Source organism: Peribacillus sp. TH14 (assembly GCF_016651145.1).
Lineage (GTDB): Bacteria > Bacillota > Bacilli > Bacillales > DSM-1321 > Peribacillus > Peribacillus butanolivorans.
In genome coordinates this window covers 5,159,038-5,174,009 of record NZ_JAEKEK010000001.1, presented here as the reverse complement: position 1 = coordinate 5,174,009, position 14,972 = coordinate 5,159,038, and the positions used below count along the sequence as shown (strand labels likewise).

The following is a 14,972-nucleotide window of genomic DNA, read 5'->3' as shown; positions in this document are numbered from 1 at the left end:
GAGGGAAAACCGATCCGTTACTAAAAACTAAAATTATTTGGAGGAATATGATATGGCAGAATTAAAAGCAAGTATGGCAGGAAGCGTATGGAAAATCGTAGCGGGTGAAGGTCAAAGTGTTACCGATGGACAGGATATCATAATCTTAGAATCCATGAAAATGGAAATCCCCATTGCTGCTGAGGAAGCGGGTACTGTTAAGGAACTTAAAGTTAATGAAGGGGATTTCGTAAATGAGGGCGACGTTTTGGCCGTCATTGAATAAAGAGACGGAGGGGTAAAATGAATTGGCCTGAAAAAGTAACCATTAAAGAAGTGGGTCCGCGTGATGGGCTTCAAAATGAAAAGGTCATTATACCGACGCAAAGAAAAATAGACTGGATCAATCAGCTTTCTGATACTGGCCTTTCCTATATTGAAGCCACTTCTTTTGTACATCCAAAATGGATTCCTCAATTGAGTGATGCTGTGGAGGTAGCCAAAAGTATCAATAGGAATCCAGATATCACCTATGCGGCTCTTGTTCCGAATCAAAGAGGATTGGAGTCGGCCCTAGAAGCGGATATTGATGAAATTTCAGTTTTCATGTCATCAAGTGAGACCCATAATCTAAAGAATATAAATAAAACGATTTCAGATACCTTTCCTGTATTAAAGGAAGTTATCGATTCAGCAGCAAGAAGCAGGAAATCAGTTCGAGGCTATGTTTCAACTGTATTCGGGTGTCCTTATGAAGGCGAGGTTTCAATCGAACAGGTTTTCAAGGTTTGTGATCAGCTGTTTGAAAACGGAATCAACGAGCTATCATTAGGAGATACCATCGGTGTCGCATCTCCTAGACAGGTAGCCTTATTCCTTGAACAGGCTGTAAAAAGATACGATATAGACCGAATTGCTCTCCATTTTCATGATACAAGAGGCATGGCTCTCGCTAATGTCCTCAAATCACTAGATTATGGGATTAAAACTTTCGACTCCGCGCTCGGTGGTTTAGGGGGATGCCCATATGCACCAGGTGCGAGCGGGAATGTAGCTACGGATGACCTGATTCATATGCTACATAATATGGGGATTCACACGGGAATCGATCAAGGGAAACTTATAGGTGCAGCGTCTATGATGCAAAGCTTCTTGGAAAAACCATTGCCTAGCCATCAGATGGCTGTCTATAACGCGCAATAAAAAAACATGAGGTGAAACTATGACATCGATAGTAGAGATTAGTCATGAGGAACAGGGAATTGCCATTGTGACCTTAAATCGGCCGGATGCTGCCAATGCGTTATCCACAGAACTACTTCATTGCTTATACGAAGGACTAAATGAATTGAAATTACAGTCTAATCTGCGGACAGTCATAATAACAGGAGCTGGAGAAAAGGCATTTTGTGCTGGTGCAGATCTAAAGGAACGAGCAGGGATGAATGACGAGAAAGTCAGGGAGACATTAAAGCTAATTGGTGACACGATTACAGCGGTTGAAAATCTTCCAGTTCCAGTCATTGCTGCAATTAATGGCTCCGCTTTTGGCGGAGGACTTGAGCTGGCTCTTGCCTGTGACATTCGCATAGCATCTGAAACGGCAAAGATGGGACTGACTGAAACTGCGCTTGGAATAATTCCAGGCGGTGGAGGTACTCAGCGGTTGCCGCGGATTGTCGGAATGGCGACAGCGAAAGAACTGATTTATACGGCAAGGAGACTGGACGCTAAAACGGCACATGCCATGCAAATCATCAGCCATATGTACCCGCCTCAACATCTACTTGAGGAAGCGAAAAAACTGGCTGGAGAAATTGCTGTCAATGCCCCTTTAGCACTAAGAGCGGCAAAAGCTGCCATGAATCAAGGGGCAGATACAGACTTGAAAACTGGATTGCAAATCGAGAAGGACTGCTATCAGACAACACTGCAAACCCGTGACCGACTGGAGGGGCTGTCAGCATTCAAGGAAAAACGCAAACCGGTATTTACGGGTAATTGATTTCAATTGAAGGAGGAACATAGATGGTAACGACGGATAAACTTACAGAAACGGTAGAAACGATAAAAAAAGGCGGCTTAGAAAAATATCATCAAAAAAATGCTGAAAAAGGGAAGCTTTTCGTACGTGATCGGCTACAGCTTCTATTTGACGAAGGAGTTGAAATCGAGGACGCCTTCTTCGCAAATTGTGCGAGTGATGGGCTGCCTGCAGATGGTGTCGTTACAGGCATCGGCAAAATCAACGGACAGAGGGTCTGTGTCATGGCCAATGATTCGACTGTAAAAGCAGGTTCTTGGGGAGCGAGGACTGTCGAGAAAATCATCCGCATTCAGGAAACCGCTGATAAGTTACAATTGCCACTACTATATTTAGTTGATTCAGCTGGTGCCCGCATAACGGATCAAGTCGAAATGTTTCCTGGACGCCGTGGGGCAGGCCGGATCTTTTACAACCAAGTGAAGCTATCTGGAAAAGTGCCTCAAATCTGTCTATTGTTCGGTCCTTCCGCAGCAGGTGGGGCATATATCCCTGCTTTTTGCGATATTGTTGTTATGGTTGATGGAAATGCATCCATGTATTTAGGTTCACCGAGGATGGCCGAAATGGTCATTGGCGAAAAAGTGACCGAAGAGGAAATGGGTGGAGCGAAAATGCATTGTTCCGTTTCAGGATGTGGTGATGTACTCGTTAAATCAGAAGAAGAATCCATTGCCTTTGCTCGCCGATACTTAAGCTATTTTCCAGGAAATTATCAACAAAAGCCGAAAGCTACCAAACCTGAGCTACCTGCTGAATTTGAAAAAACGCTGGAAGAGCTGATTCCAAAAAATCAAAATGCTGCATTTAATATGTATGACCTCATCGACAGGATTATAGACCGTAATTCATTTTGCGAAATCAAAAAATTATTTGCCCCTGAATTGATTACTGGTCTTGCAAGGTTAAATGGCCATACGATTGGAATTATAGCCAACCAGCCGCGTGTCAAAGGGGGGGTTCTGTTCCATGATTCTGCTGATAAGGCCGCCAAGTTCATCAATTTATGTGACGCTTTCCATATCCCACTTTTGTTCCTAGCGGATATTCCAGGATTTATGATTGGAACTAAGGTCGAACAGGCAGGCATTATTCGCCATGGTGCGAAAATGATATCTGCAATGAGCGAAGCCACGGTTCCCAAAATTTCTGTCGTTGTTCGTAAGGCTTATGGTGCCGGATTATACGCGATGGCAGGTCCTGCTTTTGAACCGGATTGCGTTCTCGCCTTACCAACTGCTTTGATTGCTGTTATGGGTGCGGAAGCAGCGGTTAACGCAGTCTATGCTAACAAAATCAGTGCAATGGATGCAGTAGAACGACCTGCTTTCATTGAGCAGAAGCGAAATGAGTATAATGAAGATATTGATATTTACCGCTTAGCCTCAGAGATGATTGTTGATGCTATTATCCAGCCAAATGACCTGCGTGATGAATTGAGCGCTCGGTTTGAAACATATAGTAGCAAGCAAATGACATTTACTGAGCGTAAACACGGAGTATATCCCGTATAATAAATATAATAAACAGCCCGGTCATGTTGACCGGGCTGTTTATTTTGCAGTACGGAAGAATATGATGAATGATTTTTCTAATAATATGAAAATTTTACTAAGTTAAGTGTTGCAATATTAATCAAGGAAGAGTACTATAATTAGTAATTAATGATTTACTAATTACTACGTTTTCAGTCTTAGTAAAAGAAAGTGAGAGTTGCCATGGTTCAGCAGGAAAAAAAGAAATATATTACTCCAGATGGATACACAGCAGATATTGCGATCTTTACGATTACCACCAAGAAGACGGCCGAGAAAGCCCCGCCTGAAATGTTATTAAAGCTATTATTAATCAAACGTGCTACAAAAGATAGGGAAGGAAGCCCGAATGTTGAAGGTGATAAATGGGCTTTACCCGGTGGCTTTGTGAATGCTGGCGAGACAGCCTATGAGGCAGCCAAACGAGAATTAAAAGAAGAAACAGGTGTGACAGGATTTCATGTGAAGCATTTTGGTGTATATGACCATCCGGGACGTGATCAGAGAGGGTGGATTATCTCTAATGCTTTTTATGCAATTGTTCAGGAAGAATTTCTTCATCAAAGAAAAGCGAATGACGATGCAGCTGAGGTGGAATTGTTCACGATACAGGAAGCTTTAAAATTAAAACTTGCTTTTGATCATTATACAATTATTAATGAAGCGATAAATTTAATGAAAAAAGAAATGGTGCAAACAACGATAGCTCAAAAGTTTTTACCAGAAGAATTTACACTTTCAGAACTCCAACGTGTTTTACTAACAGTTAGGGATGATGCGAAAATCAGTGCAGATTCACTTTTTTTTGCAAAAGCCCCAAAGCTCCCGTTCTTGGAGAAAGTATTGGATGAAAAGGGCTTACAGAAGAAAACTAAACGTAATTCATTTCGGCCTTCACAACTTTACCGATTTAATACAGAGATTGTCATGGACTCTATTTATTATTAGGAGGAATGAGTGAAATGGGTAAAAAGGCTTTAATCAATATTGATTATACATATGACTTCGTGGCAGACTGCGGTGCATTGACATGTGGAAAGCCTGGACAGGAAATCGAAAATACACTGGTCGGTATAACTAAGGAATTTATCAAGCAAGGGGAATACACGGTATTTGCGATTGATCTTCATGAAGAAGGAGACCGCTTACATCCTGAAACGAAATTGTTTCCACCACATAATATTAGCGGTACAATGGGTAGAGACCTTTATGGTACGTTAAAAGAGGAATATGAAACAAATAAAAATCTAAAGAATGTTTATTATATAGATAAAACACGTTATTCGGCTTTTGCAGGAACGGACCTTTATATCAGACTTAGGGAACGGGGCATTACCGACGTATATTTAGTCGGTGTTTGTACCGATATCTGCATATTACATACTGCAATTGAAGCTTACAATTTAGGCTATAATATCTTTGTTTACGAAAATGCAGTGGCCTCATTCAATAGTGCGGGTCACGAATGGGCACTTACACATTTTAAAGGATCACTTGGAGCAACCATTCTTTAATATCTATTCACGCAACAGAATAGAAGAGAGGCGGCCGCTTCTCTTTTGGGAGGAACTATCCATGGAAAAAAAGTACAACGACGACAGTTACGCACTACACACAGATCTTTACCAAATCAATATGGCTCAAACTTATTGGCAAGACAAAACACATAACCGAAAGGCCGTATTCGAGGTTTTTTTCAGAAAGCTTCCATTTAACAGCGGATATGCAATTTTTGCAGGACTAGAGAAAATTGTTCATTACCTACAGAACTTTTGCTTTTCAGAAAGTGATATCAACTATTTAAAATCGGAATTACATTACGATGATGAATTTTTGGATTATTTGCAGAACGTCCGTTTTACTGGAACGATTCGTTGCATGAAAGAGGGCGAGCTTGTTTTTGGCAACGAACCGATTTTACGTGTAGAGGCACCTCTTGGTGAAGCGCAACTCATAGAAACAGCGCTGTTGAACATTGTGAACTATCACACACTCGTTGCGACAAAGGCTTCGCGTATCAAACAAGTAATTGGCGATGAATCTGCACTTGAATTCGGCTCAAGACGAGCACAAGAAATGGATGCCGCAATATGGGGAGCACGCGCTGCCTACATTGCAGGCTTTGACTCTACAAGCAATGTCCGTGCAGGTAAGCTGTTCGGTATTCCGGTTTCAGGGACACATGCTCATTCCATGATTCAGGCCTATAAAGACGAATATACGGCATTTCATAAATATGCAAGCTCTCATAAAGATTGTGTATTTTTGGTGGATACTTATGATACGCTACGTTCCGGCATCCCGAATGCAATCCGTGTCGCCAAAGAACTGGGCGATAAAATTAATTTCATTGGCGTCCGTCTTGATAGCGGCGATTTGGCTTATCTGTCAAAAGAAGCACGCCGTATGCTAGATGCTGCAGGTTTCCATGATGCGAAGATTGTCGCTTCAAATGATTTGGATGAATATACGATTATCAACCTGAAGCAACAAGGAGCAAGAATCGATATTTGGGGAATCGGGACCAAATTAATTACGGCTTATGACCAGCCTGCATTAGGTGCCGTTTATAAGATGGTTTCAATTGAGGACGAAAATGGGAATATGAGAGATACCATCAAAATTTCTTCTAACCCTGAAAAGGTAACGACACCTGGCCTAAAACGAGTATACAGAATCATTAATAAAGTCAACCACCATGCAGAAGGCGACTACTTGGCTATGGAATATGAAAAGCCTCAGGAACAGGAAAAATTAAAAATGTTCCATCCTGTCCATACTTTCCTAAGTAAATTTGTCACTGATTTCGATGCGGTGGACCTGCATGAGGATATTTTTATGGACGGAAGTTTAATCTATGAATTACCATCCATTGATGAAATCAAGACCTTTACGGAAAAAAATCTTCAAGTATTATGGCCAGAGTACTTACGTGCACTCAATCCTGAAGAATATCCGGTCGACTTAAGCCAGGACTGTTGGGATAATAAAATGAGAAATATAGATGAAGTAAAAGCCAATGTTGAGAGAATGTTTACGAAATAACGAGTCTATTTTATAAGGAAAGAGGGGCTATGCCAATGCGTCCATTACAAAATGAAATCGTAAAAAAATTACTTGTCCAACCAAAGATTAATCCTGAAGCTGAATTCAGAAAAAGTGTCGATCTTCTAAAAGATTATATGAAGAAAAACGCTTTTCTAAAAAGCTTTGTACTGGGTATTTCTGGAGGTCAAGATTCAACGCTAGGCGGCTATATTGCACAAACTGCTGTCAATGAATTGAATCATGAAACGAACAGCAAAGAATATAAATTTGTTGCTGTGAGCCTTCCATACGGTGTACAGGCTGATGAAGATGACAGACAATTGGCTTTGAAATTCATTAAGCCAAGTCAAACGGTAACAGTTAATATTAAGGAAGCAGTGGATGCATCGGTAAAGGCTGTGGAAGACGCTACGGGTGAAAAACTATCCCATTTCTTAAGAGGAAATGTCAAAGCACGTGAGCGGATGAAGGTGCAATACGATTTAGCCGGACTATATAAAGGTGTCGTGCTTGGTACAGACCATGCAGCGGAAGCAATCACCGGTTTCTTTACAAAACATGGTGACGGGGCAGCGGATATCATCCCGTTATATCGTTTGAATAAAAGGCAAGGAAAAGAAATTCTGAAATTCGTCGGAGCACCTGAGCGTCTATATACGAAAATTCCAACTGCAGATCTAGAAGATGACAAACCTCTGATTCCTGATGAAGTGGCTTTAGGAGTGAGTTATGATGAAATCGATGATTACCTTGAAGGTAAGGAGATAAGAACGGAAGCGGCCGAAATCATCGAAGGCTGGTATACAAAAACCGAACATAAACGGAATGAAGCCATTAACGTGTACGATACTTGGTGGAAATGAAGGAATAATGGAGAAGCTTAGTTAAGATAGGACTTCAGCATGTAATTGAATGATAAACGCCAATCACTGTTGAAAATGCAGGATTACGATTCTATTATTAGAGCCCATATTACTAGAAGATGCAGTAGAATACTATGGTTATGGGGAAGCAAACCAATCATGAGATTTTCAAATATTCCCATTTTGGGCCAAACCCAGCAGTAAAAAATGGAACCTTTCCTAAAGTGAAAGGTTCCATTCAGACTGTAGACAAACTCGATGAAAATCGAGTTTGTCTACAGTTTTTTTGAGGGGTTGTAAAAATTCGAACGTTGATTGGAACGTAGGACACTCGCTTTCCGCGGGCGGTCAGGGAGCCTCCTCGGCGCCTTTGCGCCTGTGGGGTCTCCCTTGGACACGCTTTTCTCGCAGGAGTCTCGCTCCTTCCGTTCCAATCAACTTTGTTTTAACAATTAGAAATAAACACTTTTTCCTACAGTCTTTTTTGTTTTAATATAGGAGTATTAAAACTTGAGGTGATGACGATTCCTCTGGAACAAAACCCTTACAGTCTTTCTAGTTCTACTATTATTTCTATTAACGCAGAAACTGAAAACCAGTCAGCCGTCACAGAAGAGATTTCAACAACCATGATAGATATCAAATCTTATGCCAGCCAACTGGCCTAAGTGGCACAGAGAATGCTAAAGGGAGAATAATATGAACAATAAAATCATCGCACACTTTGAGAGGTATGCGGTGATTTTTTTAGTTGTAGACTATAATTCCATTTATAGGAAGACTATTTAATATAAAGGGATTCTCCATATACAGGTACCAGACCGCTTTTTGCATCGGAAAATGGTAAACAAAGTATTTGTATATTTAGATATCTTGAAGTAGAGTATATTTAATATATATAATTTTAAATGGTTTTCCGATGGAGGTTCTTTTTACGATATGAAGGCAAGATATGAACTCGAAAACATGAACTTAACACTTAGCAATGTTACTTTACGCAATGCAGACTGACAGTTATGTTCTTTTGAAAGCGGCAGATGATAATAATAATGAAATAACGATTAAGCTTTCACACGGTCAAGCAGAATTTCTAGAAGCGGAATTAAGAGAAGTAAACCGCCGTCGTAAGGAAAATAGCTCTGAAATATCTGGACATAATCAGGAAAGTTTAAATGACGACGATTCTTTCAATCTGTTTAGCATTGATTTATTTAATGAAAATGAATCAAAGTAAATCTGAAATTCTAAGATTGTAAAATCTATTACTCCACATAATGCCAGCTTCTCTGTAACTACTCCCTTTTTCCATTCTAAGATATGCTACAGAGAAAGTTCTCATTATAACCTCTTATATAACTCCAAAGCTAAATTCCGATAAACTAGCGTAAGTAATGTTAAGAGCAAGGTGATCTCTTGTTACCTTTTTTTTGATTGTTTGAAGAATTTTTTTATCAATAAATACAGTGAGGAAATTGCAGCAAAAACTAAGAAAAATACGATGAAGCCCCAGAGGCCTACTGCAGCATCTTGAAATTCCATATTTCCTCTACTAGTTAGAGCTTGTTGTATTTCAATTGCAAATACTAAGACAACCATGACAGTAAAGGTATATAGGAAAGAAAGAATGGTAATCCCAAAACGCATCCGGGATATTAAATTAGATAAAAATAACACAAACAAAAATATAATAATTCCTATAATCCCCATTATCCAAAAATGTAGATCTTTGTCCGTTGCATTTGAATTTAGAGTGTCGCTTACAAATAATAGTATAAAATCATGAATATTGTTTACGATTTCCGCTAATATCTGGATGAAGTCTTTCATGAATAACACCTCCAATCCCTAAATTATAGCAGGTTATAATTTTATATAGAAGGGATAAGTTATTAGGTTTATTCTGCATCATTTTACATAGATGTCATAGAAAATATAGCTAGTATGATTGAGAAGGAAGGATAGTTGAAATGAATGCAATCGTTTAACGATTAAGCTAAGACACTCATTAATATCGAGTGTGTTTTTTGTTTTTCAGTTATTTTTAGCTCAGCACAATGGTTGATCTTTTTTAGGGCAAAACTAGGAAACATTTAAAGAAGAATTAAATGCATGGTATGAATGAAAATGGAGTAATTCGGAAAAGAAGAAGACCTTATCCGTAAAACTTAAGCAAGGATGCAATGGCAGACTAAATAAAGGTATAGTTAATATATGAAGTCTAGCCGGTGGCTATACAACATTCGATACATAGAAAAGATAAAGATCAAGTAGAAAATGAAAGTAACAATTTTAGCCTTGATTGTATTGATTGGCTTTTTTATTTATAAGTTGTTTAAAATAACAAAGAGCTAAATTAGTGATTACGAGCCTAATTATGTTCTAGTAACAACAGGTATATTGGATTATTATTATAAGTTAGATTTTTAACAATACGTAAAGGCTATTTGATTTATCTGGTGGAGGAAAAAGTATGCAAAAAGAACATAATCACATGTTAACAATAATTGATTTTATGAAAACTGGTCACAAAACTTACTTTGTGAAAATAGTAGGTTTTGATGCTGATGCTGAAAGGGAATTTGAAGGTGAAATCAAATTTGTCCAGAATATGCCTTTTGGAGATTTGATTCACCCTCAAAGATCACATTTATCTTCTACTTGCAGAGAATTTGTTCGTGAAAATTTGATAAACAGATATGATTCTGGTGAATTTAACTGAATTTAGGAAACCATGAGTTCTATTTGAATGAATATCTCCTTGTTTGTTCATAGTTTACCTAGCTTTTCAATATGTCTGATAATAAATTTAAGACATCATATTCTAAGATAATTTTGTGTTTCAGTAGAGGGTCCATCTTTCCATTCCTTAGTAGATGAAGTGTTTTTTTGTTGTTTAATTTTGGTAAAAAACAGGGTATAAAGAATTTGTTGTACTTAATTATAATTATGTCAATTTTCTCTGTTTACAGACAAAATAGCATATTATTCCCTATTTAACTCTCAGACTTTAATCCTTATAATAGAAAATATGAAAAAAATGACAGTTATAATAGAAATATACTATTTTTGAGGTGAGTCTTTATGGTATATGCAGACATATTGAGTAACATGCACTCTGCTATCTCCAGTAAAATAGCTAGTTTAGACGAAAAAATTGAACGTTTAGTGAATGCGAAAGACGGTATTATAAAAGAACAAAGTATGTGTCTTAACGAGATTAGAAATATTAAAAATCCGGAGATGGGTAGTAGTTGGACAGGAAGCCGCTCAGATGATTTCCAGGAAGCCCGTGGTGATGCTTATAATTTGATGTATAGCATCATCCATGACGACTATGACGACTATCAATGGAAAATTGAAGCGATGATTACAAAGCTAAATGCCGAGAAAACTCTTATGAATATAGCTGGAAATATAGCCCAAGAAGCCGATCACCTTTTAGACAAAGGTGAGGAGGCACTTGGGCAGCTGGAAAGTAAAATATCAGATTTAAAAAGGCGGTTGATTTAATGGCGACAATCAAACTGAATCATCCTGCAGTAACAAAGCAAGTTAATCAGGTAAAGACTGCTCTTGGTACAGTAACGCTTGGAAATCTGCCGGCCGACGAGCTTGGGAAAAATAAGCTTGAATTTACCTCAAAGTGGATCGACCGTGAAGCAAACCTCGAAAAAGTATTTGAGCGATATATCAAAATCGTTCAAAAAAATGTGGAAGATACCCAGGCGAACATTGATCTATTGAAAGAACAGGACGATGCCATCACCCATTCGTCTTCAAATGGGTATCAGCCGCGATGAAAATATATGAAGCCAAGACATTGACGGCCGCAACCAAGTCGCGTGCCAAGCAATATGAAGAACTAAAGAAGGAAGTCGTTGCCCTAAAAAAGGAATTTCAGGGTATCGTCAGCCTGGATCACGAGTTTCAAGGCGCCGGGGCCGCGGCCATCAAAAGCTTCTATGAAGCACAAATCGATGTGGCGGACGCCTGGATCGAATTATTCACTACCCAGATCAGTTTTTTGGAAGGTATTCCTGCCAGTCTGGAAGAAGCGGACCTTTCCGGAGATACGGTGGTCGAGGTTCCCTTTTTAGATGGCGAAGTTTCGAATGGCATTAATCAAGCGAAGTCGCTTGTCGATGAACAAGCGAGTGATCTTCAAAGGTTCCTGAACAGCATTGACGATATCCTTCCTCTTCATATGTTCGACCAAAAAGACTTTAATGAAAAAATCACGCTGGCCGGACAAAGACTGGATGACACCATGACAAAGGTCGAAAATGTCGACCGGCAATTGGTGGAGGAATATGATGTCTCCGTCGGGCAGGAAAACGTGGCTGTTGGCCTTTTCCGTGCCTTGCTTGATGCCACGAAACAGGATGGCAACGTTTCGCCGATGACTTTTAACCAATCGGCCTTTAAGAATAGTGACGTCTATCAAGTGAAGGATGAAGTCGCCGGTCAGATGAAAGACTATCAGACCTTCAAAAAGCAACAAGCGGAAGCCAAGGAAATCGAACGCGAAATGGGAAGAACTCGAAAACCGCCCATGGTATGAAAAGGCCTGGGATACGATAAATACCTTGACATGGGAATTCACGGGATATTATCATTCAATCAGGGCATCAACCGGAGTCGAACCAGTAACGGGCCGCAAGTTGTCCGAAGCCGAACGAATCGCCGCCGGAGCTATGGCCGCCGCTGGATTTATCCCTGTAGTCGGCTGGGGCCGGGCCATCAAAGGCGGCAGCGCCATCTACAAAACGGCCAAAGGACTCAACGCGGGGAATCATGCACTCGCTGTCTATAAAACGACAAAAGGCTGTAGCCTCCTCCAGAAAACCGAATACGGCCTGTACGTGCTCACCGCAGCCAACGGACTAGCCGAAGCGGTCACAGGTATAGACATGTTTGGAAACCATCTAACCGAAGAACAGCGCCAGAACGGGCTGATGATAGCCCTTGGAATTGGCGGTGTGGCAGATGCTGCGAAGGTCGCTGATAAAGTAGCAAGTGGTACAAAGTTCATCCCTTACAGTAAGGAATTTGCGCAAAAGCTGGTTCAGAAGGTCCAAGCCTTTGGCACGGAAATCGGCAAAGAGAAATTGCCTCTTCGTATTAGGGTCGAGGAATTAGCTACTGCGTATGGAAACAGCTACAAGAATGTCACTTTTGATAATATGAAGATTAAGGATTTCGTACAGAAGTTTGCAGTCAAGAGTGATTGTGTTAAGGGTACGGGTACGGGTATGTAATACCATGTCCAAAGAATCTCAGAAATAGAAGTCAAGTTCAAGAAAAATCCTAAACACGATGCAGAAGAATTCGAAAGTCAGTTAAAACCAAGAAAAAGGGTTGTATGTTTCAATAAGTCTTTAAAACCAAATTATTTATGAGTGTTTTTCTGTACTTGTCCACACCTTCTTTTTGTCTATGCATATACAATATTAAGGAGGGTGTTAGGATGAATTGTTTTATAGAAAAATGCTTTGAGAATAATGATCCAAGTACAGTTTGGGTTCCTAAAAAGCGTTGCAAATGTAAGAACAGGCATCGTTTTTATTAATCACTTAAAAGTAAGAAGCAACCGTTTTAGAAGGTTTTTTACAGTTTAGAAGCAAATACGTAATAAAAAGCCTGATGATAGTGCGTGTATACCGATTAATAGTAATATTTTTAGGGGCAGTCCTAGAGACTGCCCTTTTATATGATAAAAATCTAAATGGGAATAATATGTATAGTAATAGGCAAGAAAAGGATTGAACAGGAGTTATTTGCTGGATGTATGGAGGAACTGTGGGGATATTTTAAAATAAAAGTGATAAACATATTGATTAGTCTTTAACTACCAGGCTCCAAATAGTCATATTATGACTTAATGTCATGGAAAGTGAAAATTTGATAAAAGTGATGTGTGTAATAATAGAAAAAGCACTAAACCTTAATGGTAAGTGTTTTTTACATGGAACTATTCTTTCTTTAAAATTTGTCTGCTTTGTAAGATAATCTCTTTATTTTTATTGATTGCTTCAACATTGTTAAACTTAACATGGTCATTAATTAATTCGTTATCTTCCATATATTCAAGTAATAATTCGACAGACTTATCCAACAACCTTTCCAGTTGGATATTCCTTTCTTCGGCTAAACGAGTGAGTCGCATGTTTAAATGAGAAGCCAGAGTTACATCTATTGGATCTCTATCTCCGCTCAAATGTATTCCTCCTTCAGCTGTATTACTTCTATTATATGATGGAAAGGATTGGATGGCAAAATTATTATATGTTTTTGTGAACTGATTGCAACAACTTGGCTTTCACATTTGGGCTAGGTTAATAACTTCTTTTTTATGATATATACTACCTTTTAATAAACAGTGAGAACAAACTGTACGGTATTTAAAAAATAATAAGTAACAAAATACGAGTCGCCTCTTAATTAGGGGTGGCTTTTTATTATGCAAAGAGCAGTTAGGTGTACAAGCATTTGTGATTAAATTGCATAAAAATAATATGAGGTGAATAAAATGAAGGCAAAATTACAAACGTTATTAACCAGATCCGAAAAGAATATGGGCAGTGGTATACATCCAGTGGTGAAAGAATCAGCATTAGAAATGATTAAACGCGCCTATAAAGAAGGTATTTTTGTTCAAATCATCGCAGGCTACCGTTCTATGGAAGAGCAAGCAAAGTTATATGGTCAAGGTCGCCTAGGATATAGTTATAAAGGGAAAAATTATAGTGATCTATCGAAACCAAAAGTGACAAACGCTCAGCCAGGTCAATCTTATCACAACTATGGACTAGCCATTGATTATATCATAGTGAGTGATGATGGGAAGAATGCAATATGGACAGTTGATTCAAAGTGGAAACGTGTAGCTGCTATTGGTAAAGATTTGGGTTTTAAATGGGGTGGAGATTGGGCTTCGTTTAAAGACTATCCTCATTTGGAGATGACGGGTGGATTATCCTATTCACAATTACAAGCAGGCAAAAAACCCAATTTGGTATCAAAAGTGCCTACTGGTGATCAGATTGTAAAACAAATCCAAAAAACATTAAACAGTAGGTATAATACAAGAATCGTTGTGGATGGTTTTTATGGACCTAACACTAAGACGGCGCTGATAAAGGGGTTCCAAAGGGAGCTAAATAAACAATATAGAGCAAAGCTTAAGGTCGATGGGAAATGGGGTCATAATACAAAGGCAGCTTCACCCATTATTAGAGAAGGGGCGAATGGGAATATCACATATATCTTACAAGCTGTACTTTATTCTGAAGGTTACAATCCAAATGGGGTAGATGGTATATTTGGAAGTGGCACAAAATCAGCGGTAAAAGTATTTCAAAAAGCTAACGGATTACCAGCAGATGGTATCGCTGGTGAAAATACATTTGCTAAGTTGTTTGCATGACATAAAATTGTGTGCATGAATATGCAATAACTTTATGGGCGAATTGTTGTATAACTCCTAGAATCACACCACGTTAG

General features: G+C 39.1%; 17 protein-coding genes. 15 read left to right on the top strand and 2 right to left on the bottom strand.

Translation table 11 applies throughout. The features are described from left to right. Window positions 1–52 precede the first annotated feature (52 nt). From JFU50_RS24915 to JFU50_RS24875, 9 genes are all read left to right on the top strand, one after another. The gene (locus tag JFU50_RS24915; RefSeq protein ID WP_053345955.1) at window positions 53–265 is read left to right on the top strand and encodes an acetyl-CoA carboxylase biotin carboxyl carrier protein subunit; all 213 of its coding nucleotides are present in this window, start codon (window positions 53–55) and stop codon (window positions 263–265) included. A gap of 17 nt (window positions 266–282) precedes the next feature. Beyond that, entirely contained in the window at window positions 283–1,182 is a 900-nt protein-coding gene (locus JFU50_RS24910; RefSeq protein WP_201224644.1) for a hydroxymethylglutaryl-CoA lyase, read from the top strand. Window positions 1,183–1,201: 19 nt separating this feature from the next. After that, complete coding sequence (locus JFU50_RS24905) at window positions 1,202–1,984, top strand: enoyl-CoA hydratase (protein WP_201180668.1); 783 nt, start codon at window positions 1,202–1,204, stop codon at window positions 1,982–1,984. 23 nt (window positions 1,985–2,007) lie between these two features. Continuing rightward, window positions 2,008–3,537, top strand: coding sequence for an acyl-CoA carboxylase subunit beta (locus JFU50_RS24900; protein WP_201224642.1), 1,530 nt, complete (start codon window positions 2,008–2,010; stop codon window positions 3,535–3,537). A gap of 204 nt (window positions 3,538–3,741) precedes the next feature. Then, a complete protein-coding gene (locus JFU50_RS24895; RefSeq protein WP_201225183.1) occupies window positions 3,742–4,506 on the top strand; it encodes an NUDIX domain-containing protein in 765 nt (254 codons plus the stop codon). 14 nt (window positions 4,507–4,520) lie between these two features. Next, window positions 4,521–5,072 carry a cysteine hydrolase family protein gene (locus JFU50_RS24890; protein ID WP_201224640.1) on the top strand — a complete coding sequence of 184 codons (552 nt, stop codon included), beginning with the start codon at window positions 4,521–4,523 and terminating at the stop codon, window positions 5,070–5,072. Between the two features lie 61 nt (window positions 5,073–5,133). Next, window positions 5,134–6,603, top strand: a complete 1,470-nt coding sequence (locus tag JFU50_RS24885; RefSeq protein ID WP_201180664.1) for a nicotinate phosphoribosyltransferase — start codon at window positions 5,134–5,136, stop codon at window positions 6,601–6,603. Window positions 6,604–6,638: 35 nt separating this feature from the next. Then, window positions 6,639–7,469 carry an ammonia-dependent NAD(+) synthetase gene (gene nadE, locus JFU50_RS24880; protein ID WP_201180663.1) on the top strand — a complete coding sequence of 277 codons (831 nt, stop codon included), beginning with the start codon at window positions 6,639–6,641 and terminating at the stop codon, window positions 7,467–7,469. Between the two features lie 985 nt (window positions 7,470–8,454). Continuing rightward, window positions 8,455–8,703: a hypothetical protein gene (locus tag JFU50_RS24875; RefSeq protein ID WP_207198830.1), complete on the top strand. Its 249-nt coding sequence runs from the start codon at window positions 8,455–8,457 to the stop codon at window positions 8,701–8,703. Between the two features lie 182 nt (window positions 8,704–8,885). On the opposite strand, the gene JFU50_RS24870 is transcribed toward JFU50_RS24875, so the two are convergent. Continuing rightward, window positions 8,886–9,296, bottom strand: coding sequence for a hypothetical protein (locus tag JFU50_RS24870; RefSeq protein WP_201224636.1), 411 nt, complete (start codon window positions 9,294–9,296; stop codon window positions 8,886–8,888). Window positions 9,297–9,939: 643 nt separating this feature from the next. Between JFU50_RS24870 and JFU50_RS24865 the strand changes: the two genes are divergently transcribed. From JFU50_RS24865 to JFU50_RS24845, 5 genes are all read left to right on the top strand, one after another. Then, window positions 9,940–10,188, top strand: coding sequence for a hypothetical protein (locus JFU50_RS24865; RefSeq protein WP_201224634.1), 249 nt, complete (start codon window positions 9,940–9,942; stop codon window positions 10,186–10,188). 362 nt (window positions 10,189–10,550) lie between these two features. Continuing rightward, entirely contained in the window at window positions 10,551–10,979 is a 429-nt protein-coding gene (locus JFU50_RS24860; protein ID WP_201224632.1) for a YwqH-like family protein, read from the top strand. Continuing rightward, window positions 10,979–11,269, top strand: coding sequence for a YwqI/YxiC family protein (locus JFU50_RS24855; protein WP_201180652.1), 291 nt, complete (start codon window positions 10,979–10,981; stop codon window positions 11,267–11,269). Before JFU50_RS24860 ends, JFU50_RS24855 begins: the two co-directional genes overlap by 1 nt. Then, window positions 11,266–12,030, top strand: coding sequence for a T7SS effector LXG polymorphic toxin (locus JFU50_RS24850; protein ID WP_201224630.1), 765 nt, complete (start codon window positions 11,266–11,268; stop codon window positions 12,028–12,030). The genes JFU50_RS24855 and JFU50_RS24850 overlap by 4 nt, the downstream gene beginning before the upstream one ends. Further along, on the top strand, window positions 11,948–12,727 hold the full coding sequence (locus tag JFU50_RS24845; RefSeq protein WP_342366364.1) for a pre-toxin TG domain-containing protein: 780 nt from the start codon (window positions 11,948–11,950) through the stop codon (window positions 12,725–12,727). The genes JFU50_RS24850 and JFU50_RS24845 overlap by 83 nt, the downstream gene beginning before the upstream one ends. A gap of 713 nt (window positions 12,728–13,440) precedes the next feature. On the opposite strand, the gene JFU50_RS24840 is transcribed toward JFU50_RS24845, so the two are convergent. Beyond that, complete coding sequence (locus JFU50_RS24840) at window positions 13,441–13,686, bottom strand: hypothetical protein (protein WP_201224626.1); 246 nt, start codon at window positions 13,684–13,686, stop codon at window positions 13,441–13,443. 312 nt (window positions 13,687–13,998) lie between these two features. Here JFU50_RS24840 and JFU50_RS31620 point away from each other — a divergent pair, with 312 nt between their 5' ends. Further along, window positions 13,999–14,895, top strand: coding sequence for a peptidoglycan-binding protein (locus JFU50_RS31620; RefSeq protein WP_201224624.1), 897 nt, complete (start codon window positions 13,999–14,001; stop codon window positions 14,893–14,895). The last annotated feature ends 77 nt before the right edge of the window (window positions 14,896–14,972 follow it).

Coding starts and splice junctions, on each gene's coding strand:
- JFU50_RS24915 (WP_053345955.1), top strand. CDS start 53: ATGGCAGAATTAAAAGCAAGTATGGCAGGAAGCGTATGGAAAATCGTA.
- JFU50_RS24910 (WP_201224644.1), top strand. CDS start 283: ATGAATTGGCCTGAAAAAGTAACCATTAAAGAAGTGGGTCCGCGTGAT.
- JFU50_RS24905 (WP_201180668.1), top strand. CDS start 1,202: ATGACATCGATAGTAGAGATTAGTCATGAGGAACAGGGAATTGCCATT.
- JFU50_RS24900 (WP_201224642.1), top strand. CDS start 2,008: ATGGTAACGACGGATAAACTTACAGAAACGGTAGAAACGATAAAAAAA.
- JFU50_RS24895 (WP_201225183.1), top strand. CDS start 3,742: ATGGTTCAGCAGGAAAAAAAGAAATATATTACTCCAGATGGATACACA.
- JFU50_RS24890 (WP_201224640.1), top strand. CDS start 4,521: ATGGGTAAAAAGGCTTTAATCAATATTGATTATACATATGACTTCGTG.
- JFU50_RS24885 (WP_201180664.1), top strand. CDS start 5,134: ATGGAAAAAAAGTACAACGACGACAGTTACGCACTACACACAGATCTT.
- nadE (WP_201180663.1), top strand. CDS start 6,639: ATGCGTCCATTACAAAATGAAATCGTAAAAAAATTACTTGTCCAACCA.
- JFU50_RS24875 (WP_207198830.1), top strand. CDS start 8,455: ATGTTACTTTACGCAATGCAGACTGACAGTTATGTTCTTTTGAAAGCG.
- JFU50_RS24870 (WP_201224636.1), bottom strand. CDS start 9,296: ATGAAAGACTTCATCCAGATATTAGCGGAAATCGTAAACAATATTCAT.
- JFU50_RS24865 (WP_201224634.1), top strand. CDS start 9,940: ATGCAAAAAGAACATAATCACATGTTAACAATAATTGATTTTATGAAA.
- JFU50_RS24860 (WP_201224632.1), top strand. CDS start 10,551: ATGGTATATGCAGACATATTGAGTAACATGCACTCTGCTATCTCCAGT.
- JFU50_RS24855 (WP_201180652.1), top strand. CDS start 10,979: ATGGCGACAATCAAACTGAATCATCCTGCAGTAACAAAGCAAGTTAAT.
- JFU50_RS24850 (WP_201224630.1), top strand. CDS start 11,266: ATGAAAATATATGAAGCCAAGACATTGACGGCCGCAACCAAGTCGCGT.
- JFU50_RS31620 (WP_201224624.1), top strand. CDS start 13,999: ATGAAGGCAAAATTACAAACGTTATTAACCAGATCCGAAAAGAATATG.